Raw genomic sequence first — 24010 nt, forward strand, 5'->3', positions numbered from 1 at the left:
GCCATTATCGAGGGCAGGCCCCGGCCGCGCAGGGGCGGGGCGAATCAGCCGGCCTCGTCGGCGCGCAGGATCGCCAGCCCGGCCGCGCGCAGCGGCGCCAGCACCTGCTCGGAGGCCTGCGGCGCCACCAGCAGCTGCGTCGCGTCCGCCAGCGGGTTCACCACCCACGCCGACGCGGCCCCGAGCTTTTCGGACGAAGCCAGCACGACGGTCTCGGCCGCCGCGGCCATCAGGGCGCGCTTGATCTCGGCCTCTTCCGCGTCGCCCGTGGTCAGGCCCGCCTCGGCGTGCACGCCGGTGGCGCCCATGAAGTAGGTGTCGGCATGGATGCGTGAAATGGCCGCCATGGCCGCCGCGCCGACCGCCACCATCGAATGCCTGAAGAGGCGCCCGCCGATCAGCACCACCTCGATGCCGGCGTGCGCCGCCAGCTCGACCGCCACCGACGGGCTGTGCGTGACCACCGTGGCCTGCAGCGCGAGCGGCAGGTGGCGCGCCAGCTGCACGGCCGTGGTGCCGCCGTCGATGAACACCACCTGCCCCGGCTTCACGAGGCGCGCGGCGGCGCGGCCGATGGCCACTTTTTCGTCGGGCGCGAGCTGCTGGCGCCCGCTGAAGTCGGCCTCGGCCGCCGCGACCGGCAGCGCGCCGCCGTGCACGCGCTGCAGCAGCCCTTCGGCCGCGAGCTCGCGCAGGTCGCGGCGGATGGTGTCTTCGGACAGGGCCAGTTCCTCGCTGAGCGCCTTGGCGACGACCTGGCCGTCGCGCCGCAGGACTGAGAGGATGTGTTGCTTGCGCGGTCGGGTGAGCATGGGCCGATGGTAACGTGTTTGCACGTTATTGCACGAATCTTCTTGATATTGCACGAACTCGGTTCTATGCTCGCCGCCATGACCCTCCATGACCGCGTCCGGGTGCACGAAGTCACCCTCCTGTCCGACAACTGGTACACGCTGCGCACCACCGCCTTCGACTGGCGGCGCAATGACGGCGAGTGGCAGCGCATGCACCGCGAGACCTACGACCGCGGCAACGGCGCCACGCTGCTGCCGTATCACCTGGGCCAGCGCACGGTGCTGCTCACGCGGCAGTTCCGCTACCCGGCCTTCGTCAACGGCCACGACGACCTGCTGATCGAGGCGGCCGCGGGCCTGCTGGACAACGCCGCGCCCGAGGCGCGCATCCGCGCCGAGGTGGAAGAAGAACTGGGCTACCGGCTCGGCACCGTGCAGAAGGTGTTCGAGAGCTTCATGAGCCCGGGCTCGGTGACCGAGAAGCTGCACTTCTTCGTCGCGCCCTACGAGGCCTCGATGCGCGTCGGCGCGGGCGGCGGGCTGGCGGAGGAGGGCGAGGACATCGAGGTGCTCGAACTGCGCATCGACGAGGCGCTGGCCATGGTGGCCGACGGCCGCATCGCTGACGCCAAGACGATCATGCTGCTGTACCACGCGAAGTTGCACGTTTTCCCGCCGGGATAATCGGCGGATGCCTTTTGCCTCCCGCCGTGCGCAGACCTTCGCGCTGACCCTCGCCCTGCTGGCCCCGGCCGGCGCCTTCGCCCAGCAAGCCCTTCCGCCCCAGGTCGATGCCGCCCTCGCGCGCGCCAAGGTGTCGCGCGAGGCCGTGACCCTGCTCGTGGCCGATGCCGACGCGGGCCGCGCGCCGCGCCTGGCATGGCGTTCGCAGGTGCCGGTGAACCCGGCCTCGATCATGAAGCTGGTGACCACCTACGCGGCGCTCGACCTGCTCGGCCCGGCCTACAGCTGGAACACGCCGGTCTACGTCGAGGGCACGGTGGCCAACGGCGTGCTCAACGGCAACCTCTACATCAAGGGCCAGGGCGATCCCAAGCTGGTGCTGGAGCGCGTGTGGCTGCTGCTGCGCCACGTGCAGGGCCTGGGCATCACCACCGTGAGCGGCGACATCGTGATCGACCGCAGCGCCTTCGAGACCACGGTCGAGAACGACCCGGCCGCCTTCGACGGCGAGCCGCTGCGCCCCTACAACGCCTCGCCCGATGCGCTGCTGGTGAACTTCAAGTCGGTGAACATGACCTTCGCGCCCGACCGCGCGGGCCAGTACGCGCGCGTGAGCTACGAGCCCCCGCTGGCCAGCGTGGCGATGCCGCCGACGGTGCCGCTGGCGCCCGGCGAATGCGGCGACTGGCGCGGTGCGCTCAAGCCCGACTTCAGCGACGTGAACCGCATCCGCTTCAACGGCGGCTTTCCCACGGGCTGCGGCGAGAAGAGCTGGGCCGTGGCCTACGCCGACCCGCGCACCTACAGCCTGCGCGCCATCGGCGGCATGTGGGCCGAGATGGGCGGGCGCGTGGGCGGCCAGATGCGCGAGGGCCGCGTGCCCGCGGGCCTGAAGCCGGCCTTCGACTTCGAATCGCCGCCGCTGGCCGAGGTGGTGCGCGACATTAACAAGTACAGCAACAACGTGATGGCGCAGCAGGTGTTCCTCACGCTGGGCCTCACGCAGAAGCAGCGCGGCACCTTCGAGGCTTCGCGCAGCGCGCTGGGCCAGTGGTGGCGCGAGCGCATCGGCACCGGCGAGGCGTCGCCGGTGTTCGAGAACGGCTCGGGCCTGTCGCGCGACGAGCGCATCAGCGCCGCCGCGCTCGGCAAGATGCTGCAGGTGGCGTGGCGCTCGCCCGTGATGCCCGAGCTGGTGGCCTCGCTGCCCGCGATGGGCGTGGACGGCACGCTGAAGCGGCGCACGCTGCGCTCGGGCGGCGCGGCGCACCTGAAGACCGGCACGCTGCGCGACGCCTCGGGCGTGGCCGGCTACGTGCACGGCGCGAGCGGCCGGCGCTACGTGCTGGTGGCCATCGCCAACGGCGAGAACGCCGGCGCCGCGCGCGCCGCCTTCGACGCGCTGATCGACTGGACCGCGCAGGACCAGTGATTCGGACGGGGCCTGAGCCGCCCCGCTACTGAATAGGTTCTGCTCGCAAACGCTGCTTGCGCGCGGCCATGGCGCTGCCCAGAATCGGACGCTCGTTCGTTTTCGATACAACTCCAGGAGACGCGCCTTGACCTTGCAGCACCCACGGCATTCACAGCCCTCGTCCTTCCCGGCCCGCCGGGTCACCGCCGCGGCGACGCTCGCCGGCGCCACGTTGCTGCTCGCCGCCTGCGGCGGGGGCAGCGGTGGGGGCGGCATCGGCATCGGCTTTCCGCCGCCGGGCGGCGGCAGCGACACCGGGCGCGGCTCGGTCGTCACCAGCCCGCCCGAGCAGGGCACCAAGCTCACGGCCGACCAGTTCCGAGCCAGCCTGCAGGCCTCCGACCAGGGCAAGGCGCTGCTGCAGGTCACCGGCGCGCCCAAGTGCGGCGTCGACATGCGCTACCTCGAATACCGCACCGTCGGCGGCAAGAACGAAGCCACCAACGCCACCGCCGCGATCATGGTGCCCTCGGGTTCCGACGTCGCCTGCAGCGGGGCGCGCCCCGTGGTGCTGTACGCGCACGGCACCACGCCGGCGCGCAACTACAACCTCGCCAAGTGGACCGACACCACCCAGCCGGCCGCCGGCGAGGGCCTGATGGTCGCGGCCATGTTCGCGGCGCAGGGCTACATCGTGGTGGCGCCCAACTACGCGGGCTACGACAAGTCGACGCTGCCCTACCACCCCTACCTCAACGGCGAGCAGCAGGGCAAGGACATGGTCGATGCGCTCACCGCGGCGCGCAAGACCTTCTCGGACATCGGCGCGAACGACGCCGGCTCGCTGTTCATCACCGGCTATTCGCAGGGCGGCTACGTGGCGATGGCCGCGCACCGCGAGATGCAGGCCACCGGCAAGACCGTGACGGCCTCGGCCCCGCTGGCCGCGCCCTCGGCCATCAGCCTCTTGACCGACTACACCTACCTGGGCTGGCCGGCGCTGGGCGCCACGTTGTTCGTGCCGCTGCTGTCGACCAGCTGGCAGCAGCAGTTCGGCAACGTCTACAACAGCACCAGCGACGTCTACGAAGCGCAGTACGCCACCGGCATCGACACCCTGCTGCCCACCCTCACGCCGGGCACGCTGTTCTCCAGCGGCAAGCTGCCGCAGCTGGCGCTGTTCCCGGCCGACGGCAAGCCGGGCCCGGTGAGCCCCGAGCTGGCGATCTTCTACGGCGCCAACAACCTCATCAAGCAAAGCTTCCTCACGCAGGCGGCCACCGACATCCAGTCGGCCCCCTGCCCCGGCAACGCGCTGCCGGCCACGGCCGCGTCGCTGAGTTCGGCCACGCCGCTGGACTGCAAGCCCGCCACGGGCTTCCGCAAGGCGGCCATCGCCAACGACCTGCGCAACTGGGTGCCGACCAAGCCGATGCTGCTGTGCAGCGGCGCGAACGACCCGACCGTGAACTTCCTGAGCACGCGCGCCACGGCCGGCTACTTCCGCGCCAAGGGCATGCCGGCCGCCGCGCTCGCGGTGGTCGACCTGGAAGACCGCGGCACCACCGACAGCTATTCGGCCGCACGCGCCGGCTTCGCGCAGGCCAAGGACCTGCTGGCACAGAGCACGCCGGGCAGCGCCACCGACAAGGCGCGCGCCGTGACCGCGGCCTACCACGGCACGCTGGCGCCACCGTTCTGCCTGGCGGCAGCGCGCGGGTTCTTCCAGGGAGTGCTGGCGGCCGGGGGCTGAGCCCCGCGGCCTAAAAGGCGTTGATCAGGCCGCTGCAGCGCGCTGCAAGCGGTCTTTCACGCCTTCCCACTCGGGCGTGTCGGGCGGCGTCTCGACCCAGATCAGCTTCACGCCCTGCGCGTCGAACTCGCGCAGCACCGCGAACAGCTGCTGCGCGGTGGCCGCCGCGTCGTCGGGCATGCGCCGCAGCAGCACGCGCTGCGAGCGGCTGCGCACCGCGCTGCGCGTCCACACGGCAATGTGCGCGGCGTTGGCGCCGAGCACATCGAGGCCGGTCTGGATGGCCTTGGGGTCCATCAGCCGCACCTTGGCGTCGGGCGCGTAGTGCGCCTCCAGCGTGCCCGAGGCGCGCGGGTCGGGCGTGTCGAGCACCTCGCGGTCGCGCAGCGGCTCGCCGACGGCGGCCTCGATCTGGTCGCGCGTGATGAGGCCCGGGCGCAGCAGCACGGGCGCGCCGCGGCTGCAGTCGACGATGGTCGATTCGATGCCCACTTCGCAGGCGCCGCCGTCGACGACGAGCAGCGCGTCGCCGAACTCGTCGTGCACGTGCTGCGCCGTGGTCGGACTGACGCGGCCGAAGCGGTTGGCGCTGGGCCCCGCCAGGCCGGGCACGCCCTGCTCGGCGCAGGCTTCGAGCAGCGCCTGCGCCACCGGGTGCGCGGGGCAGCGCAGGCCGATGGTGTCCTGCCCGCCGGCCGCCGCCGTGCCCACGCCGGGCTGGCGCGTGACGATCAGCGTGAGTGGGCCGGGCCAGAAGGCCTGCACGAGTTTCTGCGCGAAAGGCGGCAGCGGCTGGGCGAAGCGCGACAGCGCCTGCGCGCCCTTGGCGCCCGCCGCCACGTGGACGATCAGCGGATGGTCGGCCGGCCGGCCCTTGGCCACGAAGATGCCGGCGACGGCGGTGTCGCTGCTGGCGTCGGCGCCCAGGCCGTAGACGGTCTCGGTCGGGAAGGCGACCAGTCCGCCCGCGCGCAGCACGCGCGCGGCCTCGGCGATGGCGTCGGGAGCGTGGCCGTCGAGAATCATGCGAGCGCCGGCAGGCCCAGCAGCAGCGCGGCCTGCGAGGCATTGGCGCGCACGCTCTCGAGCGTGGCGCCGGTGAGGGTCAGGTGGCCCATCTTGCGGCCGCGGCGCGGCGCCAGCTTGCCGTACAGGTGCAGGTGGGTGCCGGGCAGGGCGAGCACCTCGCTCCAGCGCGGCGCGACCGGCTTGGCGCCGTCGCCCTCGCCGCCCGGGAACCACAGGTCGCCCAGCAGGTTGAGCATGACGGCGGGGCTGTGCTGGCGCGGCGCGGTCAGCGGCAGGCCGGCGAGGGTGCGCACCTGCAGCTCGAACTGCGACACGTCGCAGGCTTCCATGGTGTAGTGGCCGCTGTTGTGCGGGCGCGGCGCCATTTCGTTGACCACCAGCGAGCCGTCGGCCAGCGCGAAGAATTCGACGCACAGCACGCCCACGTAATCGAGGCCGCTGGCGATGCTCTTGGCGGAATTGACCGCGCCCTGCGCCACGGTTTTGGGCATGTTCTGCGGGTGCACCTCGGTCACGGCGAGGATGCCGTCGCGGTGCAGGTTGCGCTGCGGCGGGAAGTGCACGATCTGGCCGTCGCGGCCGCGCGCCAGGATCACCGAGCACTCGAATTCGAGCGGCAGCATCTTCTCGAGCACGCAGGGCACGCAGCCGGCGGCCTGCCAGGCCTCGACCAGCTCGGCGCGCGTCTTCACGCGCTGCTGGCCCTTGCCGTCGTAGCCCAGGCGGGCGGTCTTGAGGATGCCGGGCAGCAGCTGGTCATCAACCGCGGCCAGTTGCTCCGCGGTCTCGATGACGGCATAGGGCGCGCAGGGCACGCCGCAGCGCGTGAAGTGCGCCTTCTCGGCGATGCGGTCCTGCGCGATGGCGATGGCCGAGGCGGCGGGCGACACCGGCCGCGCCACCGCCAGGTGCTCCAGCGAGGGCGCGGGCACGTTCTCGAACTCGGTGGTCACCGCGTCGGCCAGGCCGGCCAGGCGGGCCAGGCCGTCGACGTCGGCGTAGTCGGTGTGGATGTGGTGGTGGCTCACGCGGCCGGCGGGGCTGTCGGCATCGGGGTCGAGCACCGCGGTGAAGTAGCCCATGCGCTGGGCCGCGTGCGCGAACATGCGCCCGAGCTGGCCGCCGCCGAGCACGCCGAGCGTGGCGCCCGGGAGGATGGGCAGGTCGCCCGAATGGCCGGTGCTCACAGCGCACCCCCGCCTTGCGGCGAGAAGGGCGACACCGCCGCGCCCGCTTCGGGCGGTGGCAGCACCATGGCCTCCGCGGCGGCGGTCTGGGCCGTGCGGAAGGCGTCGAGCTTGGCGCGCAGCGCCGGGTTGTTCACCGCCAGCATGGCCACGGCGAACAGCGCCGCGTTGGCCGCGCCGGCGGTGCCGATGGCAAAGGTGGCCACGGGCACGCCCTTGGGCATCTGCACGATGCTGTAGAGGGAATCGACGCCCTGCAGGTGGCGGCTGGCCACCGGCACGCCGAGCACCGGCACCGTGGTTTTGGAGGCCAGCATGCCCGGCAGGTGGGCCGCGCCGCCCGCCCCGGCGATGATCGCCGTGAGCCCGCGCCCGGCGGCGCTATCGGCGTACGCGAACAGCGCATCGGGCATCCGGTGGGCCGAGACCACCTTCGCTTCGTGGCTGATTCCGAATTGCTGGAGAATCTCGACCGCGTGGCGCATCGTCTCCCAATCGGAGTTCGAGCCCATCACTACACCGACCTGAATGGTTTCGTTCATGGTTTCAATTTTACGTTTCACCCCCAGCTGTTCCCGATGATCGACATCACTCTCGAAAATTTCCAGGCCGAGCTGATCGAAGGCTCGGTCGCCACGCCGGTGCTGCTGGACATCTGGGCCGAATGGTGCGGCCCTTGCAAACAGCTCGGCCCGGTGCTCGAAAAGCTCGAAACCGAGTACGCCGGCCGCTTCACGCTGGCCAAGCTGGACGCCGACAAGGTGCCGCAGATTTCGTCGCAGCTGTCCGAGATGTTCGGCGTGCGCAGCATCCCGTTCTGCGTGATGTTCAAGGACGGCCAGCCGGTGGACGGCTTCGTGGGCGCCATTCCGGCCGAGAAGATCCGCGAATTCCTCGACAAGCACGTACCGGGCGCTGATGAAGCCGAGGCGGCTTCGGAAGGCGCCGCCGCGCAGGAAGCGCTGGCCGAGGGCGACACCCTGGGCGCGCTCGAGAAGCTGCAGCACGCCGTGGCCACCGACCCGGCCAACGACGATGCGCGCTTCGACTACATCAAGCTGCTGCTGCAGGAAGGCCGCACCGACGACGCCAAGGTCGCCTTTGCGCCGGTGATCGCCAAGACCACGCTGGTGCGCCGCTTCGATTCGCTGCAGCGCTGGATGGACGCCATCGATTTCGCCGCACCCGTCACCGGCTCGGCGCCGACGCTGGGCGACTTCGACGACAAGATCGCGGCCAACAAGCGCGACTTCGACGCCCGCTTCAACCGCGCCCGCCTGCTGATGGCCGCCCAGCGCTGGACCGACGCGATGGACGAGCTGCTCGACATCCTCATGCGCGACAAGACCTGGAGCGAAGACCTCGCGCGCAAGACCTACATCGCGATCCTCGATGTGATCGAGCCGCCGAAGGTGAAGGTCGCCGACGGGCAGATTCCGCCGGACGATCCGGTGGTGGCCACTTACCGCCGCCGCCTCAGCAGCGTGGTGTTGAGCTGAACGGCTGAACGACGCATTGCGCCTTTCAGTGCGCAATCGAACAAGAAAGCGACCTGTAGGTCGCTTTTTTATTGCCGCCACCGCCCCATATAGATAACATTGCTACTCAATTTCCGATAAAAGCGCATTGCAATGCTCCAACTGACCGAGGAACTCGAAAAAGCCCGCAAGGCCGGCGGCCTGAGCCAGGAGGCGCTGGCCACGCGCGCCGGGCTGTCGCGCATGACGGTGCAGCGCATCGAAAGCGGGCAGATCGATCCGCGCCTGTCGACGCTGCTCGAAATGGCGCGCGTGCTGGGGCTCGAGCTGATGCCCGTGCCCGCCAGCCTGCGCCCGCAGCTCGAAGACTTCGTGCGCTCGGGCGGGCGCCTGCTCGGCCAGCCGGCGGGCGTGGGCGCGCCGCCGTCCATCGCGCAGAGCCTGGCCGACGAGGACCGGTGAGGCGGTGAGCACGCGCGCCGCCTTCAACACGGGCATCCGCTACCTGCGGATGCAGCTGCACCTGCCCGGTGGCAGGCGGCGCGCCATCGGGTACCTCTCGCAGTACGGCGACATCCTGCGCGTGTCCTTCGACGAGGCGTACATCGCCGATGCGGGCCGGCCCACGCTCTCGCTGGCCTACCGCGGCGCTGACGAGGCGGCCACGCGGGCGATCCTGGCCTCGGCGCGCGACGCTCGCGTCTCGCGCAGCGACGGCCGCTGGCCCAGCTACTTCCAGAACCTGCTGCCCGAGGGCCACAACCGCGAGCGCCTGGCGCAGCAGCGCGGTTGCACAGCCGACGACGAGTTCGAGCTGCTGGCCGCCGCCGGCCACGACCTCATGGGCGCGCTCGAGGTCGAGCCCGTGCCCACGTCCGAGGGCATTCCCGACACCGTGCGCCACTGGCACACGGCGCTGGGGCTCGACGTGCTCGAACCCGGCTTCGTCGAGATGCCGGTGGAAGACGCCGCCGCCATCCCCGGCGTGGTCACCAAGTTCTCGGCGGTGCAGGACGGGCGGCGCTACGTGGTCAAGCGCCACGGCGCGGCGGGCTCGTTCATCCTCAAGCTGCCGAGCACGCGCCACCCCGACCTGGTCGCCAACGAATACACCGGCTACCGCCTGTGCGGCGCGCTCGGCCTCGACTGCGCGCAGGCCCACGTGATCGACCGTGCCGACGCCGACCTGCCCGAGCAGGTGCCCTTCGCGCAGATCCTGGCGGTGCGCCGCTTCGACCGCACGCCCGAGGGCGGGCGCATCCACATGGAAGAGTTCGCGCAGGTGCTGCAGTACGAGCCGCGCCAGAAGTACGGCCGCGGCCTGGCCACCGACTGGCCCGCCATGCTGCGCGTGCTCGACCGCCTGTCGCCGAACCCAGTGGCCGACGTGCGCGAGTGCGTGCGCCGCCTGGTCGCCTTCATCCTGCTGGGCAACAGCGACGCGCACCTGAAGAACTGGGCGCTGCGCTACCCCGACGGCGTGGCACCGGTGCTCGCGCCGCTGTACGACCCGGTCTGCGTGGCCGCCTTCTTCGAGGACGTGCCGGCGCGCGACTACGGCGTCAACCGCGCCATCGACGCCACGCTGCGCGCCTTCGACGGGGCGGCGCTGGAGGCGCTGCTGCGCGCGGCCGGGCTGCTTCGGCCGGCGCGCTTGATGGCCATCGCGCGCGACACCGTGCGCCAGGCCCAGGCCGAGTGGCCCGCGCTGCTGGCGCAGGACGGCACGCCGGCCAGCGTGCGCCGCTGCGTCGAGGCGCGCCTCGCGGGCGGCGTGGCCCTCGCCAGCCTCGCGGCCTGAAGAAGCCCGGATGCGCCATCGGGCCTGTCTTCGCACCGGCCACGGCGTCGCATACGATGGCGCCGGTTTTAACTTGTTGCAGATTGAAAAGGAAAATTGGCCATGCGTTCCTTCGCCCGCCGTACCGCGCTCCCCGCCATTGCCTCGGCCGCGCTGCTGCTGACCGCCCTGACCGGTTGCGGCAGCGGCATCAGCCTCGACGAGCCGATCGAAGGGCCGGTGTGGCGCCTGGTGCAGCTGGGCGACGAGCCCATCGCGCCGGGCGGCGATGCGCAGCTGCAGTTCGATCGCAACAGCGGACGGGTGAGCGGGTCGGGCGGCTGCAACCGCGTCACGGGATCGTTCACGCGCGCGGGCGTGTCGCTCAAGCTCGGCCAGATGGCCGCGACGCGCATGGCCTGCGCCGACCCGGTGCGCGGCGCCAACGAGGCGCAGTTCCTGTCGGCGCTGCAGAACACGGCCAGCTACCGGCTGGCGCCGGGGCGGCTCGCGCTGCTCGATGCGAGCGGCCGCACCGTGGCGCTGCTCAGCAACGGCACGACACGCTAAAAACGAAAAGCCGGATCAGCCGTGGGTGAGGCGGTCCAGCGCCTCGCGGTACTTGGCGGCCGTCTTCTCGATGACTTCGGCCGGCAGGCGCGGCGCCGGGGGCGTCTTGTCCCAGGGCTTGCCGTTGATCTTGGTGGCTTCGAGCCAGTCGCGCACGAACTGCTTGTCGTAGCTCGGCGGGTTGGTGCCGGCGGCCAGCGCGGCCTCGTAGCCCTCGACCGGCCAGTAGCGCGAGCTGTCGGGCGTGAGCACCTCGTCCATCAGCACCAGCGTGTCGTTCTCGTCCAGGCCGAACTCGAACTTGGTGTCGGCAATGATCATCCCCTTGGCGAGCGCGATCTGGGCCGCCGCCTCGTAGATGGCGATGCTGACCTCGCGGATCTGCTGGGCCAGCTTGGGGCCGACGACCTCGACCACGCGCTCGTAGCTGATGTTCTCGTCGTGCTCGCCGGCCGCGGCCTTGGCGGCGGGCGTGAAGATCGGGCGCGGCAGCTTGCTCGCGTTGGTCAGGCCCTCGGGCAGCGGCACGCCGCAGACCGCGCGGTTGTCCTGGTACTCCTTCCAGCCGCTGCCGGCCAGGTAGCCGCGCACCACGGCCTCGACCGGGATCGGACGCAGGCGCTTGACCAGCATCGAGCGGCCCGTGACCTGCGCCACCTCGTCGGGCTGCACCACGCTCTCGGGCGCTTCGCCCGTCAGGTGGTTGGGGCACAGCGCGCCCAGGCGGTCGAACCACCACAGCGCCATCTTGGTGAGGATCTCGCCCTTGCCGGGGATCGGCTCGCCCATGATCACGTCGAAGGCGCTGAGCCGGTCGCTCGCGACCATCAGGATGCGGTCTTCGCCGACGGCGTAGTTGTCGCGCACCTTGCCGCGCGCAAGCAGGGGCAGGCTCTGGATGGAAGAGGTGTGAACGGTGGTCATGGACGGATGCTCGGCTGGGAAACGGTGACGGGAAAAGCGGATTGTGCGCGCAGAAAAAAGCCACCGCGAGCGGTGGCCTGCGGCGCGCAGTCTGTCTTCGTTAGATGACTTGCTGCGCCAAGTCGCCCTTGGCGTACTTGGCAGCGACGACCTGCAGCGTGTCGCCCTTGATCTTGGCGCCCTGGCCTTCGCAGCCGAACTCGATGTAGCGCTGCTTGCAGATCTGCTTGGCGGCTTCGCGCGCGGGCTTGAGCCACTCGCGGGCGTCGAACTTCTCGGGGTTCTCGGCCAGGAACTTGCGCACCGCGCCGGTCATCGCCAGGCGGATGTCGGTGTCGATGTTGATCTTGCGCACGCCGTACTTGATGGCTTCCTGGATTTCCTCGACGGGCACGCCGTAGGTTTCCTTCATGTTGCCGCCGTATTTGCGGATGATTTCCAGCAGGTCCTGCGGCACCGACGACGAGCCGTGCATCACCAGGTGGGTGTTGGGCAGGCGGGCGTGGATTTCCTTCACGCGCTGGATCGACAGGATGTCGCCCGTGGGCTTGCGCGTGAACTTGTAGGCGCCGTGGCTGGTGCCGATGGCGATGGCCAGTGCGTCGAGCTGCGTGGCCTTCACGAACTGGGCGGCTTCTTCGGGGTCGGTGAGCAGCGACGCGTGGTCGAGCACGCCTTCGGCGCCGATGCCGTCTTCTTCACCGGCCATGCCGGTTTCGAGCGAGCCCAGGCAGCCCAGCTCGCCTTCGACCGTGACGCCGACCTTGTGGGCCAGTTCGACCACCTTGCGTGTCACGTCGACGTTGTAGTCGAACGAGGCGGGCGTCTTGCCGTCTTCGTGCAGCGAGCCGTCCATCATCACGGACGAGAAGCCCAGGTCGATCGCGCCCTGGCAGATGGCCGGGCTCTGGCCGTGGTCCTGGTGCATCACCAGCGGGATGTTCGGGTACTGCTCGATGGCGGCCTGGATCAGGTGCTTGATGAAGGCTTCACCCGCGTATTTGCGGGCGCCGGCGCTGGCCTGCAGAATGACGGGCGCGCCGGTTTCCTTGGCGGCCTCCATGACGGCCTGGACCTGTTCGAGGTTGTTGACGTTGAAGGCCGGAATGCCGTAGCCGTTGGCGGCGGCGTGGTCCAGCAGTTCGCGCATCGAGACGAGTGCCATGGGAAATACCTCGTGGGAATAGAAAAAGACGGGAAAAAGAGAAGGCGGAAAGTCGGGAGAAAACTACCCCGATTCTACCGAGCCCCCTTGTGGGACAGGGCCGACGCCACCCCGGGCGCCACGGGTACTGGCGCGCAGCTCTTTTTCAACTTTTTCAGATCGGCAACTGCGTGGTCGACAGCACCTGCTTGAGCACCACGAAAGTCCGGATCTGCCGCACGCCCGGCAGGTACAGCAGCTGCTCGGCATGCAGGCGGTTGAAGCTGTCGTTGTCGCGGGTGCGCACGAGCATGAAGTAGTCGAATTCGCCCGTGACGACGTGGCATTCGAGGCAGCCCGACACCTTCTGCGCCGCCTTCTCGAAATCAGCGAAGGAGTCGGGCGTGGAGCGGTCGAGCACCACGCCGATCATCACGAGCATGCCGACCTCGAGCGCGTCGGGGTCCAGCAGGGCGACCACGCCCTTGATGAAGCCCGCGGCCCGTAGCCGCTCGACCCGCCGCAGGCAGGCCGGCGCGCTGAGGTTCACCTTGGCGGCCAGCGCCACGTTCGACACCGAGGCGTCGCGCTGCAGGGCGCGCAGGATCGCGCGGTCGGTGCGGTCGAGCTCCGTCGGGACGCGCAACTTTGTTGTGCTCATGGCTTCCTTTCCGGATGAAAAGCCTTCTGTATGGCCATCCTGCCTTCTTTTGAACGACGAAGCCAGCCAACTTCGCAAGCACATTGCAAAGCCTTCTTCCTACGATCGACAGCTTCAACCCCTCACCGCTTTTGGAGCTGCGTCGATGAACCTGAAGAAATTCCCCCGCCACGCCCTGACCTTCGGCCCCACGCCGATCCAGCCGCTGAAGCGCCTGAGCGCCCACCTGGGCGGCAAGGTCGATCTCTACGCCAAGCGCGAGGACTGCAACAGCGGCCTGGCCTTCGGCGGCAACAAGACGCGCAAGCTGGAGTACCTGATCCCCGAGGCGCTCGAAGGCGGCTACGACACGCTGGTGTCGATCGGCGGCATCCAGTCGAACCAGACACGCCAGGTGGCCGCCGTGGCCGCGCACCTGGGCCTGAAGTGCGTGCTGGTGCAGGAGAACTGGGTCAACTACTCCGACGCGGTGTACGACCGGGTCGGCAACATCGAGATGTCGCGCATCCTCGGCGCCGACGTGCGGCTGGACGCGGCTGGCTTCGACATCGGCATCCGCCAGAGCTGGGAACAGGCGATGGCCGACGTGCGCGCGGCCGGCGGCAAGCCCTTCCCGATCCCGGCGGGCTGCTCGGAGCACCCGCGCGGCGGCCTGGGCTTCGTGGGCTTTGCCGAGGAAGTGCGCCAGCAGGAGGCCGAACTCGGGTTCAAGTTCGATTACATCGTGGTCTGCTCGGTCACGGGCAGCACGCAGGCCGGCATGGTGGTGGGCTTCGCGGCCGACGGCCGGGCCGACCGCGTGATCGGCATCGACGCGTCGGCCAAGCCGCAGCAGACCTACGAGCAGATCCTGCGCATCGCCAAAAACACGGCCGAGCTGGTCGAGCTGGGCCGCGACATCACCGAGAAAGACGTGGTGCTCGACCGCCGCTTCGGCGGGCCCGAGTACGGGCTGCCGAACGAAGGCACGCTGGAGGCGATCCGGTTGAGCGCGCGCTTCGAGGGCATGCTGACCGACCCGGTGTACGAGGGCAAGTCGATGCACGGGATGATCGAGAAGGTGCGCCTGGGCGAATTCCCGGCGGGCTCGAAGGTGCTGTATGCGCACCTGGGCGGGGTGCCCGCGCTCAACGCCTACAGCTTCCTGTTCCGCAACGGCTGAACCAGACGGCGCCATGAAAAAGGCCGGCATGTGCCGGCCTTTGCTTTGCTGCGAACGATCTCAGCTCGCTCTGCAGATCTTCAGCATGTTGGTGCCGCCGGGCGCGCCCATCGGCTCGCCGCAGGTGATGGCGTACACGTCGCCGCTTTGCACGATGCCGCGCTTCTTCAGGTGGCTCTCGGCCTGGCGCAGCGCGGTGTCGCGGTCGCTTTCCGAATCCATGAGCAGCGGGCGCACGTTGCGGTACAGCGCCAGCTTGCGCTGCGTGGCCAGGCGCGAGGTCAGGGCGTACATGGGGATGTGCGCGCGGTGGCGGCTCATCCACAGGATGGTGGAGCCCGACTCGGTCAGCGCCACGATGGCCTTGGCGCCCAGGTGGTGCGCCGTGAACAGCGCGCCCATGGCGATCGACTGGTCAATGCGGCTGTAGGTCTTGCCGCTGAAGTCGGCGTCGAGCGTCTTGTCTTCGGCGGCCTCGGCGGCTTCGCAGATGCGGCTCATTTCCTGGACGGTCTCGAGCGGGTAGCGGCCCGAGGCGGTTTCGGCCGAGAGCATCACGGCGTCGGTGCCGTCGAGCACGGCGTTGGCCACGTCGCTGACCTCCGCGCGGGTGGGCACGGGGTTGGTGATCATCGACTCCATCATCTGGGTCGCGGTGATGACCACCTTGTCCATGTCGCGCGCCATGCGGATCATCTTTTTCTGCAGCGCCGGCACGGCGGCGTTGCCCACTTCCACGGCCAGGTCGCCGCGGGCGACCATGATGCCGTCGCTGGCGCGCAGGATTTCTTCCAGCTTCGGAATGGCCTCGGCGCGCTCGATCTTGGCGATCATGCCGGGCTTGTGGCCGTACTCGGCGGCCGCCACGTTGCACAGCTGGCGCGCCATTTCCATGTCGGTGGCGTTCTTGGGGAAGCTCACGGCCACGTAGTCGGCCTGGAAGCTCATCGCGGTCTTGATGTCTTCCATGTCCTTGGCCGTCAGCGCGGGCGCCGTGAGGCCGCCGCCCTGCTTGTTGATGCCCTTGTTGTTCGACAGCTCGCCGCCCAGCTTGACGGTGGTGTGCACCGCTTCGCCCTTGACGCCATCGACCGTGAGCACGATCAGGCCGTCGTTCAGCAGCAGCTTGTCGCCGGGTTTCACGTCGCGCGGCAGGTCCTTGTAGTCGAGGCCGACGGCGTCGACGTCGCCCAGCTCGGTGCGCGAGGCGTCGAGCACGAACTTGGCGCCCGGCTCCAGCCAGATCTTGCCCTGCGCGAACTTGCCGACGCGAATCTTCGGGCCCTGCAGGTCGGCCATGATGGCCACTTCGCGGCCGGCCTTGCGGGCCGCCTCGCGCACCATGGTGGCGCGGTCGATGTGGTCCTGCGCCGTGCCGTGGCTGAAGTTCAGCCGCACCACGCTGACCTTGGCCAGGATCATCTGTTCCAGCAATTCCGGCGTGCTGGAGGCGGGGCCGAGGGTGGCGACGATCTTGGTGGCGTGGCGGGGGATGCGGTCCGAGCTCATGAAGGGGGTCTCCGTTTTGTATTCGCTACTGTATACACTTTGTGTGTCGAACGGAAGTCAGTCGCCACGGGGGATTTCCCTCCCGTGGCCGGACCGCCGCCGGAATCAGCCGGCTGCGCGCTTGGCCAGGATCTCGAAGGCCGGCAGGGTCTTGCCCTCCAGCACCTCGAGGAAGGCACCGCCGCCGGTCGAGATGTAACCGACCTGCTTTTCGATGCCGTACTTGGCGATGGCCGCCAGGGTGTCGCCGCCGCCGGCGATCGAGAAGGCGCTGCTTTCGGCAATGGCTTGCGCGATGGCCTTCGTGCCGCCCGCGAAGGCGTCGAACTCGAACACGCCCACGGGGCCGTTCCAGACGATGGTGCCGGCTTCGCGCAGCTGCGCGGCCAGGATGGCCGAGGTCTTCGGGCCGATGTCCAGGATCAGGTCGTCCTCGGCCACATCGGTGGCGGCCTTGACGGTGGCGGGCGCGTCGGCCGCGAAGGTCTTGGCCGTGACCACATCGACCGGGATCGGCACGTCGGCGCCGCGCGCGCGCATGGCGTCGATGACGGCCTTGGCCTGGTCGAGCAGGTCGGGCTCGGCCAGCGACTTGCCGATCTTCAGGCCCGCGGCCAGCATGAAGGTGTTGGCGATGCCGCCGCCGACGATCAGCTGGTCGACGTTGGCCGACAGGCTCTTGAGGATGGTGAGCTTGGTGCTGACCTTCGAGCCCGCCACGATGGCGACCAGCGGGCGCTTGGGCTGGGCCAGCGCCTTGGTGATGGCGTCGATCTCGGCCGCCAGCAGCGGGCCGGCCGCGGCCACCTTGGCGAACTGGGCGATGCCGTAGGTGGTGGCTTCGGCGCGGTGGGCGGTGCCGAAGGCGTCGTTCACGTAGATGTCGGTGAGCGCGGCCAGCTTGCGGGCCAGCGCTTCGTCGTTCTTCTTCTCGCCCTTGTTGACGCGGCAGTTCTCCAGCAGCACGACCTGGCCGGGCTTGACGTCGACGCCGTCGACCCAATTGGCCACCAGCGGCACTTCACGGCCCAGCAGCTCGCCCAGGCGCTGGGCGACGGGCGCCAGCGAGTCTTCGGGCTTGAACTCGCCTTCGGTCGGGCGGCCCAGGTGCGAGGTGACCATCACGGCCGCGCCGGCGTCGAGCGCCAGCTGGATGCAGGGCACCGAGGCGCGGATGCGCGTGTCTTCGGTGATGCGGCCGGCATCGTCCTGCGGCACGTTGAGGTCGGCACGGATGAAGACGCGCTGGCCGGCGGCCTTGCCTTGCGCACAGAGGTCGGTGAATCGAATGACGTTCATGGGTCTGAGGATGGTGAAAGACGGGACTGCCCGCATTGTAGTTTTCGCCCTCTGGCGCCCCTGCGCGTCTCTTGCGGGGCAGTGATGCTTTTTCAGGCCTTCGGCTGCGCGGTCGCGAACTGTTCGAGGATGCCGACGAAACTCGCCGCCGCGGGCGACAGCGAGCGCCGCGCCGCGCTGTACACGCAGACCTCGCGGTGGAAGTCGGGCGACTCGAGCCGCACCATCTGCAGCCCATGCGCGCGCACCAGCGACGCCGAGTAGGTCGGGCACACGGTCAGCCCCAGCCCCGAGGCCACCATGCCCAGCGCGGTGGTCATGTACGACACCTCCTGCGTGCCCGGCCGCATCAAAAAGGCGCGCTCCTCCGCCCCCAACTCGGGCAGCACGCGCTGACGGAAGTCGCGCGTGGGCGCGATGAAGGTGTAGGGCCCCAGTTCGTGCCAGCGCACCTTGCGGCGCTTGGCGAAGGCGTGGCCAGGCGGGCAGATCAGCCAGTGGCGGTCGCGAAACAGCGTGCGGCGCTCGATGGCGGCGGCGTCTACCGCCACGTCCTGGCCCACGGCCAGCTCGACGTCGCCGGCAGCCACGCCCAGCAGCAGGTGCTCGGGCAGCGTGTCGGCCAGGCGCACGTCCACGTCGGGGTACGCCTCGCGGTAGGCGGCGATCACGCGCGGCATCAGCGTGCAGGCCATGAGCTGCGGCGCTGCGAGCCGCAACAGCCCTTTCTTCTTGTCACGCAAATCAGTCACGCCCGCGACCGCGCTCGTGAGGTCGCCGAGCAGCCGGTGCACCGACGGCAGGAACTCGCGCCCCGCCTCCGACAGCTGCACGCGCCGTGTGTTGCGGTCGAGCAGCTGCACGCCCATCTCGCGCTCGAGCTCGCGCACCAGCACGCTGAGCGCCGACTGCGTGAGGTGCAGCTGCCCGGCGGCGGTGGTGAAGCTGCCGGTTTCGGCCACGGCGGCGAAGGCGCGCAGCTGGCGCAGGGTGAGGTTCATATATATGGTTATTTCATCAATCGATGAATTAATTTCGATTGCATCATAAGACGCGGCATTGCCCAATCGCGGCCTCAACGGAGACACGACATGCCGACGACCGCCACCCCCACGGCGCCCCCACCCATTCGCGGGCTGCACCATTTCGCCTGGCGCTGCCGCGACAGCGAGGAAACCCGCCACTTCTACGAAGACCTGCTGGGCCTGCCGCTGGCCCACGTCATCAAGAACGACCACGTGCCGAGCACGGGCGAGTACTGCCCCTACGTGCACATCTTTTTCCAGATGCGCGACGGCGCGTACATCGCCTTCTTCGACCTGGGCGACGACACCGCCGCGCTGCCCTCGCCCAACACGCCCGCGTGGGTGAACCACATCGCGCTGCGCGTCGACTCGGTGGCCGACCTGCTGGCCGCCAAGGCGCGGCTCGAAGGCGCGGGCATCGAGGTGCTGGGCGTGACCGACCACCACATCATCGAGTCGATCTACTTCTTCGACCCCAACGGCATCCGCGTGGAACTGACCACGCCGACCGTGCCGCAAACCGAGATGGACGCGCACGCGCGCCATGCCCATGCCGACCTCGACGCGTGGACCGCGCGCAAGGCGGCGCTTCGCGCAGCGAAAGGTGCGTCGCATGTCTGAGCTGCAACTTGCCGTCATCGACGTGAAGCCCGGCGCGGCCATGGACAGCCAGTCGGGCCTGCAGCTGCTGCGCCCGCGCATCTACGGCGCCTTCCGCGCGCCGCCGGGGCCGAAAAAGATCGCGGCCATCGTGATGCACCCGACCAGCAACTTCATGGGCCACTACCTCATCGGCCCGCTGGCCGAGCGCGGCATCTGCTGCATGGGCCTGAATTCGCGCTTCGTCGGCAACGACACGGTGTTGCTGATGGAGCGTGCGATTCAAGACCTGGGCGCCGGCGTGCAGTACCTGCGCGAGGCCGGCTACGAGAAGGTGTTCCTGGTCGGCAACTCGGGCGGCGCGGCGCTCTCGGCCTTCTACCAGGCGCAGGCCGAGCAGCTCACGGCCACGCACCTGCCCGACGGCGACCCGACGCACCTGCACCCCAGCGACCTGCCGCCCGTGGACGGCCTCGCGCTGTGCGCCGCGCACCTGGGCCGCACGCGGCTCATGCGCGACTGGATCGACCCCTCGGTCACCGACGAGCACGACCCGCTCTCGGTCGACCCCGCGCTCGACATGTACGACCCGCGCCACCGCGTGCCCTACGAGGCCGACTTTCTCGCGCGCTTCAGCGCGGCGCAGAAGGCGCGGATGGACCGCATCGAGCAGTGGTGCCTCGACCGCCTCGCGCTGCTGCGCAACACACCCGGCGCGCCGCGCGACCAGACCTTCGTCGTCTACCGCACGCACGCCGATCCGCGCTGCGTCGACCTGTCGCTCGATGCGAACGCGCGCCTGCCCGGCAGCGTCTGGGGCGATGCGCGGCAGGTGAACTATTCGGCCAACGCGATGGGCCGCACCACCTCGCTCACCGCCTTCCTCTCGCAGTGGTCGTCGCGCTCGCAGGCCGACGGGCCCACCAACCTCGCGCGCACCACGGTGCCCCAACTGCTGCTGACCTACACCGGCGACCAATCGACCTTCCCGAGCACGCGCGACGCCTGGATGGCCGCGGGCGGCGCGCGCATCCGCAACGTCGACATCCTCGGCGGCAACCACTACCTGGCGGGCCAGCCCGAGCTGATCCCGCAGGCGGCCGATGCCATCGCCGAGTTCGCGCACGCGCTGTAGAAGAGCCATGGAAAACTTTGCATTCGCGCCGGCCTACGAGCTGCCGGTCTGGCCCTTCACGCCACCGCCCGAGCTGAACGGCACGACCGTCGTGCGCCATCCGATCGTGATCGTCGGCGCCGGCCCCTCGGGCCTCACGCTGGCCTGCGACCTCGCGCAACGCGGCGTGCGCGCCGTGCTGCTCGACGAAGACGACACCGTGGGCGTGCGCGGCGCCTCGTCGCGCGGCATCTGCTATGCGCAAAAGAGCCTGGAGATCTTCGAGCGCCTGGGCATCTATGAACGCATCGCGGCCAAGGGCGTCACCTGGTCGTTCGGTCGCACCTTCTCGGGCGACCAGGAGGTCTACAACTTCAACCTGCAGGCCACGAGCGTCTCGACGCAGCCGCCCTTCATCAACCTGCAGCAGTTCTACATCGAGTGGTTCCTGGTCGAGCGCATTCTCGAACTCGGCGTGACCGACCTGCGCTGGAAGAGCCGCGTGACGCGCGTCGAGCCGCTGGCCGACGGCGTGCGCATCGACGTCGAGACGCCCGCCGGCAGCTACACGATCGAGGCCGATCACCTGATCGACGCCACGGGCGCGAACAGCCCGATCCGCACGCAGCTGGGCGTGGCATCGCACGCGTCGCGCAGCACCGACCGCTGGTGCATCAGCGACGTGCGCTTTGAAAAGCCGCTGCCCACCGAGCGCTGGACCTGGGTCGATGCGCCGTTCAATGAAGGCCGCGGCGTGTGGCAGCACCTGATGGCCGACGGCGTGTGGCGCATCGACTACCAGATGCCCGAGGACTGCGACCCGGCCGAGATCAGCCGCCCCGAGGTGGCCGGTGCGCGGCTGCGCGAACAGCTCGGGCCCGACGTGGCGTTCGAGTTCGTGTGGATCGGCCCGTACGGCTACCGCGACCACCTGCTCGAGCGCTTCCGCCACGGCCGCGTGTGCTTCATCGGCGACGCCGCGCACGTGGTGAGCCCCTTCGGCGCGCGCGGCGGCAACACCGGCATCCAGGACGCGGCCAACCTCGGCTGGAAGCTCGCGTTGGTCGCGCAGGGGCAGGCCGGCGACGCGCTGCTCGACAGCTACGACGCCGAGCGCCGCCCGGCCGCGCAGGAGAACCTGACGGTCACGAGCCGTTCCGCGCGCTTCCTCGCGCCGCGCTCGCCGGCCGAGCACACGCTGCGCCGCGCTGTGGTGGCGCTGGCCAAGCGCCACACCTTCGCGCGTGCGCTGGTCAACACGGGCCGCATGTCGGTCGCCAACGACTACCCTGCCGCGCCGCTGCTGCCCGAGGGCGGGCGCACGGTGCAGAACCTGCCGCTGCGCTGGGCCGACGGGCGCGAGACCACGCTGATGCAGCTGCTGGCCGAGGGCACGCAGTGCCTGGGCCTGTGGTTCGCGCCGACGCGCGCGCAGGCCCAGGCCGCGAGCGATGCCACGGCCGCACTGCCGCTGCGCCTGCTGGCCGTGGGCGGCGACAGTGGCCTGCCGACCTTGCAGGCCGACGAAACGCTGGCGCGCCACCTCGGCATCGACCCCAGTGCAGCGAGCGGCTTCGTGCTCGTGCGCCCCGATGCCTACCGCGCTGCGCTCCTTGCGCAAGCCACCCCCGACACGATCGCCGCCGCCGTCCGCACGGCACTCGCACTCCCCGCTTCGTCTCCATGATCACCGAGCCCCGCATCCCCGACCCCGACGGCTTCTACGCCGCCCTGCTGGCCGCGCACGAAGGCCGCACCGAGGCGCAGAGCGCCGACCTCAACGCGCGCCTCGTGCTGCTGCTGGCCAATCAGTGCGCCGACCAGGCCGTGCTGCTCGCCTGCATCCGTGCGGCAGCCGAGGCCGACGACGACATCCCCACGACCACGACAACACCTCCATGACCGCCACCGTCTCTTTCGCTTCCGCTTCCGACACCCGCGAGCAGAAGCCCCGGCTGCAGGAACTCGCGCCGGGCGCCTACGGCTACATCAGCGACTTCGATCCCAACTGCGGCTTCGTCGTCGGCGACGAGCAGGTGGTGCTGATCGACACGCGCCCCACGCCGCGCATGGCGCGCGACTTTCTCGCAGCGATCCGCAGCGTGACCGACAAGCCGATCCGCACCATCGTGCTCACGCACTACCACGCGGTGCGCGTGATGGGCGCCAGCGCTTTCGACGAGGTGCAGGAGATCGTCGCCAGCAACGGCACGCTCGACTGGATCCGCACGCGTGGCCAGGCCGATTTCGAATCGGAGCTCGGCCGCTTCCCGCGCCTGTTCGCGGGCGTGGAAGAGATTCCGGGCCTGACCTTCCCGACCACGGTCTTCGAACGCGAGATGACGCTGCCGTTGGGCGGTGGTCGCGAACTGCGGCTCATGGCGCTGGGGCGCGGCCATTCGAGCGGCGACACCGTGGCCTGGCTGCCCGACAGCGGCGTGCTGTTTGCAGGCGACGTGGTCGAGAACCACTGCGGCGTGTACGCGGGCGACGCCTACATCGGCGACTGGGCCGGCACGCTCGACGCGGTGCGCGCGCTCAAGCCGCGCGTGCTGGTGCCCGGGCGTGGCGCGGTGCTGCAGGGCGAAACCGCCTGCGCCGAGGCGATCGGGCTCACGAAGGACTTTCTCTCCACGCTGCTCGACAGCGTGCGCGCGGGCATCGCCGCGGGTGAAACGCTCAAGGGCTGCTTCGCGCGCGCCGAGGCGGCCATGACGCCGCGCTTCGGCGGCTGGCCGGTGTTCCAGCACGTGCTGCCCTTCGACGTCTCGCGCGCCTACGACGAACTGCGCGGCATCGAGCACCCGGTCGTGTGGACCGCCGAGCGCGACCGCGAGCTCTGGCAGGTCCTGCGCGGCAGCTGAGCCGCCCCCTTTTTCAACAAAGCAACGGAGACAACAAACGATGAAGCGCTTCCTTCCCCTGCTGGCCGCGACCCTCGCGCTCGCCGCCGCACCCTTCGCGTCGGCGCAACCGGCGGCCTACCCCAGCCAGCCCGTGAAATGGATCGTGCCCTACGTGGCCGGCGGCGGCACCGACAACCTCGCACGCTCGCTGGCCGAGGCCATGCAGCCGTCGCTGGGCCAGCCGCTGATCATCGACAACCGCCCCGGCGCGTCAACCAACATCGGCGTGTCGGTGATGATGCAGGCCAAGCCCGACGGCTACACGATCATGCAGGCCGAGAACGCGGCGCTGCTGTTCAACGAGCACATGTTCGCCAAGCTGCCCTACAAGCCGGCGACCGACTTCACCTACATCGGCACCATCGGGCGCTTCCCGGTGGCGCTGGTCGTGCACCCCGACTTTCCCGCGAAGAACGTGGCCGAGTTCGTGCGCTACGTGAAGGCCAACCCCGACAAGGTGAGCTACGCCTCGCCCGGCAACGGCTCGCCGCACCACATGGCGATGGAGCTGTTCAAGCAGAAGGCCGGCCTCACGATCACGCACGTGCCGTACAAGGGCGCCGCGCCCGCCATGACCGACGTGATGGGCGGCCAGGTGCCGACGATGATGCTCGACCTGGCCTCGGGCCTGCCGATCATCAAGTCGGGCAAGGTGCGCGTGCTGGCCATCGCGCTGCCGCAGCGCGCCGGTGCGTTGCCCGAGGTGCCGACCTTCGTCGAAGCCGGCTTCAGCGACGTCAACGCCTACGCCTTCCACGGCCTGATCGGCCCGGCCGGCATGCCGCCCGAGGCCGTGGCGCGCATCAACACCGAGCTGCACAAGGCGATGAAGGCACCGAAGGTGGTGAAGCTGTTTGCGGAGTTCGGCTTCGAGGCGCTGCCCGGCACGCCGCAGGACTTCTACAAGCTCGCCCGCTCGGAGAGCGATCGCTGGGGCAAGATCATCCAGGCAGCCGGCGTGAAGCTCGACTGATCTG

At 69.8% G+C, this 24010-nt stretch carries 24 protein-coding genes; 14 read left to right on the top strand and 10 right to left on the bottom strand.

Going from position 1 to position 24010, the window contains the following annotated elements; genetic code table 11:
* Positions 1-44: 44 nt before the first annotated feature.
* Entirely contained in the window at positions 45-812 is a 768-nt protein-coding gene (locus AC07O4_RS08255) for a DeoR/GlpR family DNA-binding transcription regulator (RefSeq protein WP_390347890.1), read from the bottom strand.
* A 78-nt stretch (positions 813-890) separates the two neighbouring features.
* Here AC07O4_RS08255 and AC07O4_RS08260 point away from each other — a divergent pair, with 78 nt between their 5' ends.
* From AC07O4_RS08260 to AC07O4_RS08270, 3 genes are all read left to right on the top strand, one after another.
* A complete protein-coding gene (locus AC07O4_RS08260; RefSeq protein ID WP_495304269.1) occupies positions 891-1478 on the top strand; it encodes a GDP-mannose pyrophosphatase in 588 nt (195 codons plus the stop codon).
* A gap of 7 nt (positions 1479-1485) precedes the next feature.
* Positions 1486-2910, top strand: a complete 1425-nt coding sequence (dacB, locus tag AC07O4_RS08265) for a D-alanyl-D-alanine carboxypeptidase/D-alanyl-D-alanine endopeptidase (RefSeq protein ID WP_070063212.1) — start codon at positions 1486-1488, stop codon at positions 2908-2910.
* A 133-nt stretch (positions 2911-3043) separates the two neighbouring features.
* A complete protein-coding gene (locus AC07O4_RS08270; protein WP_495304465.1) occupies positions 3044-4645 on the top strand; it encodes an alpha/beta hydrolase family protein in 1602 nt (533 codons plus the stop codon).
* Between the two features lie 24 nt (positions 4646-4669).
* On the opposite strand, the gene AC07O4_RS08275 is transcribed toward AC07O4_RS08270, so the two are convergent.
* Genes AC07O4_RS08275 through purE form a run of 3 tightly spaced genes read right to left on the bottom strand, consistent with a single transcriptional unit; the run spans position 4670 to position 7403 of the window.
* A complete protein-coding gene (locus AC07O4_RS08275) occupies positions 4670-5671 on the bottom strand; it encodes an L-threonylcarbamoyladenylate synthase (RefSeq protein WP_495304270.1) in 1002 nt (333 codons plus the stop codon).
* Positions 5668-6861 carry a 5-(carboxyamino)imidazole ribonucleotide synthase gene (locus tag AC07O4_RS08280; protein ID WP_062481925.1) on the bottom strand — a complete coding sequence of 398 codons (1194 nt, stop codon included), beginning with the start codon at positions 6859-6861 and terminating at the stop codon, positions 5668-5670. Before AC07O4_RS08280 ends, AC07O4_RS08275 begins: the two co-directional genes overlap by 4 nt.
* Positions 6858-7403 (bottom strand): 5-(carboxyamino)imidazole ribonucleotide mutase, encoded by a 546-nt coding sequence (purE, locus tag AC07O4_RS08285; protein ID WP_369645591.1) that lies wholly within the window; start codon positions 7401-7403, stop codon positions 6858-6860. Before purE ends, AC07O4_RS08280 begins: the two co-directional genes overlap by 4 nt.
* A 36-nt stretch (positions 7404-7439) precedes the next feature.
* Between purE and AC07O4_RS08290 the strand changes: the two genes are divergently transcribed.
* From AC07O4_RS08290 to AC07O4_RS08305, 4 genes are all read left to right on the top strand, one after another.
* Positions 7440-8360 carry a tetratricopeptide repeat protein gene (locus AC07O4_RS08290; RefSeq protein WP_495265387.1) on the top strand — a complete coding sequence of 307 codons (921 nt, stop codon included), beginning with the start codon at positions 7440-7442 and terminating at the stop codon, positions 8358-8360.
* A 132-nt stretch (positions 8361-8492) separates the two neighbouring features.
* A complete protein-coding gene (locus tag AC07O4_RS08295) occupies positions 8493-8801 on the top strand; it encodes a helix-turn-helix domain-containing protein (protein WP_495272719.1) in 309 nt (102 codons plus the stop codon).
* Between the two features lie 49 nt (positions 8802-8850).
* Positions 8851-10140: a type II toxin-antitoxin system HipA family toxin gene (locus AC07O4_RS08300; RefSeq protein ID WP_495304466.1), complete on the top strand. Its 1290-nt coding sequence runs from the start codon at positions 8851-8853 to the stop codon at positions 10138-10140.
* A 102-nt stretch (positions 10141-10242) separates the two neighbouring features.
* Positions 10243-10689 carry an META domain-containing protein gene (locus AC07O4_RS08305; protein ID WP_095950501.1) on the top strand — a complete coding sequence of 149 codons (447 nt, stop codon included), beginning with the start codon at positions 10243-10245 and terminating at the stop codon, positions 10687-10689.
* Positions 10690-10704: 15 nt separating this feature from the next.
* On the opposite strand, the gene AC07O4_RS08310 is transcribed toward AC07O4_RS08305, so the two are convergent.
* The 3 genes from AC07O4_RS08310 to AC07O4_RS08320 all read right to left on the bottom strand — a co-directional run bounded on the left by AC07O4_RS08310 (position 10705) and on the right by AC07O4_RS08320 (position 13418).
* Positions 10705-11613: a phosphoribosylaminoimidazolesuccinocarboxamide synthase gene (locus AC07O4_RS08310; protein WP_062478299.1), complete on the bottom strand. Its 909-nt coding sequence runs from the start codon at positions 11611-11613 to the stop codon at positions 10705-10707.
* Between the two features lie 100 nt (positions 11614-11713).
* Entirely contained in the window at positions 11714-12778 is a 1065-nt protein-coding gene (gene fba / locus AC07O4_RS08315; protein WP_062478296.1) for a class II fructose-bisphosphate aldolase, read from the bottom strand.
* Between the two features lie 154 nt (positions 12779-12932).
* Positions 12933-13418: an Lrp/AsnC family transcriptional regulator gene (locus AC07O4_RS08320; protein ID WP_307695200.1), complete on the bottom strand. Its 486-nt coding sequence runs from the start codon at positions 13416-13418 to the stop codon at positions 12933-12935.
* A 145-nt stretch (positions 13419-13563) separates the two neighbouring features.
* Here AC07O4_RS08320 and AC07O4_RS08325 point away from each other — a divergent pair, with 145 nt between their 5' ends.
* Positions 13564-14580, top strand: coding sequence for a 1-aminocyclopropane-1-carboxylate deaminase (locus AC07O4_RS08325; RefSeq protein WP_062478293.1), 1017 nt, complete (start codon positions 13564-13566; stop codon positions 14578-14580).
* A gap of 60 nt (positions 14581-14640) precedes the next feature.
* On the opposite strand, the gene pyk is transcribed toward AC07O4_RS08325, so the two are convergent.
* The 3 genes from pyk to AC07O4_RS08340 all read right to left on the bottom strand — a co-directional run bounded on the left by pyk (position 14641) and on the right by AC07O4_RS08340 (position 18389).
* Positions 14641-16089, bottom strand: coding sequence for a pyruvate kinase (pyk, locus tag AC07O4_RS08330; RefSeq protein ID WP_062478290.1), 1449 nt, complete (start codon positions 16087-16089; stop codon positions 14641-14643).
* A gap of 105 nt (positions 16090-16194) precedes the next feature.
* On the bottom strand, positions 16195-17388 hold the full coding sequence (locus tag AC07O4_RS08335) for a phosphoglycerate kinase (RefSeq protein WP_492687013.1): 1194 nt from the start codon (positions 17386-17388) through the stop codon (positions 16195-16197).
* A gap of 92 nt (positions 17389-17480) precedes the next feature.
* The gene (locus AC07O4_RS08340; protein WP_062478283.1) at positions 17481-18389 is read right to left on the bottom strand and encodes a LysR family transcriptional regulator; all 909 of its coding nucleotides are present in this window, start codon (positions 18387-18389) and stop codon (positions 17481-17483) included.
* Positions 18390-18479: 90 nt separating this feature from the next.
* Between AC07O4_RS08340 and AC07O4_RS08345 the strand changes: the two genes are divergently transcribed.
* From AC07O4_RS08345 to AC07O4_RS08370, 6 genes are read left to right on the top strand one after another with little or no spacing between them, the layout of a single operon-like run.
* On the top strand, positions 18480-19034 hold the full coding sequence (locus AC07O4_RS08345; RefSeq protein ID WP_495265385.1) for a VOC family protein: 555 nt from the start codon (positions 18480-18482) through the stop codon (positions 19032-19034).
* Positions 19027-20148, top strand: coding sequence for an alpha/beta hydrolase family protein (locus tag AC07O4_RS08350; RefSeq protein ID WP_495304272.1), 1122 nt, complete (start codon positions 19027-19029; stop codon positions 20146-20148). Before AC07O4_RS08345 ends, AC07O4_RS08350 begins: the two co-directional genes overlap by 8 nt.
* A gap of 7 nt (positions 20149-20155) precedes the next feature.
* Positions 20156-21814 (top strand): FAD-dependent oxidoreductase, encoded by a 1659-nt coding sequence (locus tag AC07O4_RS08355; protein ID WP_495304274.1) that lies wholly within the window; start codon positions 20156-20158, stop codon positions 21812-21814.
* Positions 21811-22029, top strand: coding sequence for a DUF2783 domain-containing protein (locus AC07O4_RS08360; RefSeq protein ID WP_139700740.1), 219 nt, complete (start codon positions 21811-21813; stop codon positions 22027-22029). The genes AC07O4_RS08355 and AC07O4_RS08360 overlap by 4 nt, the downstream gene beginning before the upstream one ends.
* A complete protein-coding gene (locus tag AC07O4_RS08365) occupies positions 22026-22991 on the top strand; it encodes an MBL fold metallo-hydrolase (protein ID WP_495304276.1) in 966 nt (321 codons plus the stop codon). The genes AC07O4_RS08360 and AC07O4_RS08365 overlap by 4 nt, the downstream gene beginning before the upstream one ends.
* A gap of 40 nt (positions 22992-23031) precedes the next feature.
* A complete protein-coding gene (locus AC07O4_RS08370) occupies positions 23032-24006 on the top strand; it encodes a Bug family tripartite tricarboxylate transporter substrate binding protein (protein ID WP_495304277.1) in 975 nt (324 codons plus the stop codon).
* Positions 24007-24010 lie beyond the last annotated feature (4 nt).

This window comes from Variovorax sp. GW821-FHT09D04 (genome assembly GCF_059416405.1).

Coding starts and splice junctions, on each gene's coding strand:
- AC07O4_RS08320 (WP_307695200.1), bottom strand. CDS start 13,418: ATGAGCACAACAAAGTTGCGCGTCCCGACGGAGCTCGACCGCACCGAC.
- AC07O4_RS08340 (WP_062478283.1), bottom strand. CDS start 18,389: ATGAACCTCACCCTGCGCCAGCTGCGCGCCTTCGCCGCCGTGGCCGAA.
- AC07O4_RS08255 (WP_390347890.1), bottom strand. CDS start 812: ATGCTCACCCGACCGCGCAAGCAACACATCCTCTCAGTCCTGCGGCGC.
- AC07O4_RS08275 (WP_495304270.1), bottom strand. CDS start 5,671: ATGATTCTCGACGGCCACGCTCCCGACGCCATCGCCGAGGCCGCGCGC.
- AC07O4_RS08370 (WP_495304277.1), top strand. CDS start 23,032: ATGAAGCGCTTCCTTCCCCTGCTGGCCGCGACCCTCGCGCTCGCCGCC.
- fba (WP_062478296.1), bottom strand. CDS start 12,778: ATGGCACTCGTCTCGATGCGCGAACTGCTGGACCACGCCGCCGCCAAC.
- AC07O4_RS08305 (WP_095950501.1), top strand. CDS start 10,243: ATGCGTTCCTTCGCCCGCCGTACCGCGCTCCCCGCCATTGCCTCGGCC.
- AC07O4_RS08310 (WP_062478299.1), bottom strand. CDS start 11,613: ATGACCACCGTTCACACCTCTTCCATCCAGAGCCTGCCCCTGCTTGCG.
- AC07O4_RS08360 (WP_139700740.1), top strand. CDS start 21,811: ATGATCACCGAGCCCCGCATCCCCGACCCCGACGGCTTCTACGCCGCC.
- AC07O4_RS08355 (WP_495304274.1), top strand. CDS start 20,156: ATGGAAAACTTTGCATTCGCGCCGGCCTACGAGCTGCCGGTCTGGCCC.
- AC07O4_RS08335 (WP_492687013.1), bottom strand. CDS start 17,388: ATGAACGTCATTCGATTCACCGACCTCTGTGCGCAAGGCAAGGCCGCC.
- dacB (WP_070063212.1), top strand. CDS start 1,486: ATGCCTTTTGCCTCCCGCCGTGCGCAGACCTTCGCGCTGACCCTCGCC.
- pyk (WP_062478290.1), bottom strand. CDS start 16,089: ATGAGCTCGGACCGCATCCCCCGCCACGCCACCAAGATCGTCGCCACC.
- AC07O4_RS08325 (WP_062478293.1), top strand. CDS start 13,564: ATGAACCTGAAGAAATTCCCCCGCCACGCCCTGACCTTCGGCCCCACG.
- purE (WP_369645591.1), bottom strand. CDS start 7,403: ATGAACGAAACCATTCAGGTCGGTGTAGTGATGGGCTCGAACTCCGAT.
- AC07O4_RS08300 (WP_495304466.1), top strand. CDS start 8,851: ATGCAGCTGCACCTGCCCGGTGGCAGGCGGCGCGCCATCGGGTACCTC.
- AC07O4_RS08350 (WP_495304272.1), top strand. CDS start 19,027: ATGTCTGAGCTGCAACTTGCCGTCATCGACGTGAAGCCCGGCGCGGCC.
- AC07O4_RS08365 (WP_495304276.1), top strand. CDS start 22,026: ATGACCGCCACCGTCTCTTTCGCTTCCGCTTCCGACACCCGCGAGCAG.
- AC07O4_RS08345 (WP_495265385.1), top strand. CDS start 18,480: ATGCCGACGACCGCCACCCCCACGGCGCCCCCACCCATTCGCGGGCTG.
- AC07O4_RS08260 (WP_495304269.1), top strand. CDS start 891: ATGACCCTCCATGACCGCGTCCGGGTGCACGAAGTCACCCTCCTGTCC.
- AC07O4_RS08290 (WP_495265387.1), top strand. CDS start 7,440: ATGATCGACATCACTCTCGAAAATTTCCAGGCCGAGCTGATCGAAGGC.
- AC07O4_RS08295 (WP_495272719.1), top strand. CDS start 8,493: ATGCTCCAACTGACCGAGGAACTCGAAAAAGCCCGCAAGGCCGGCGGC.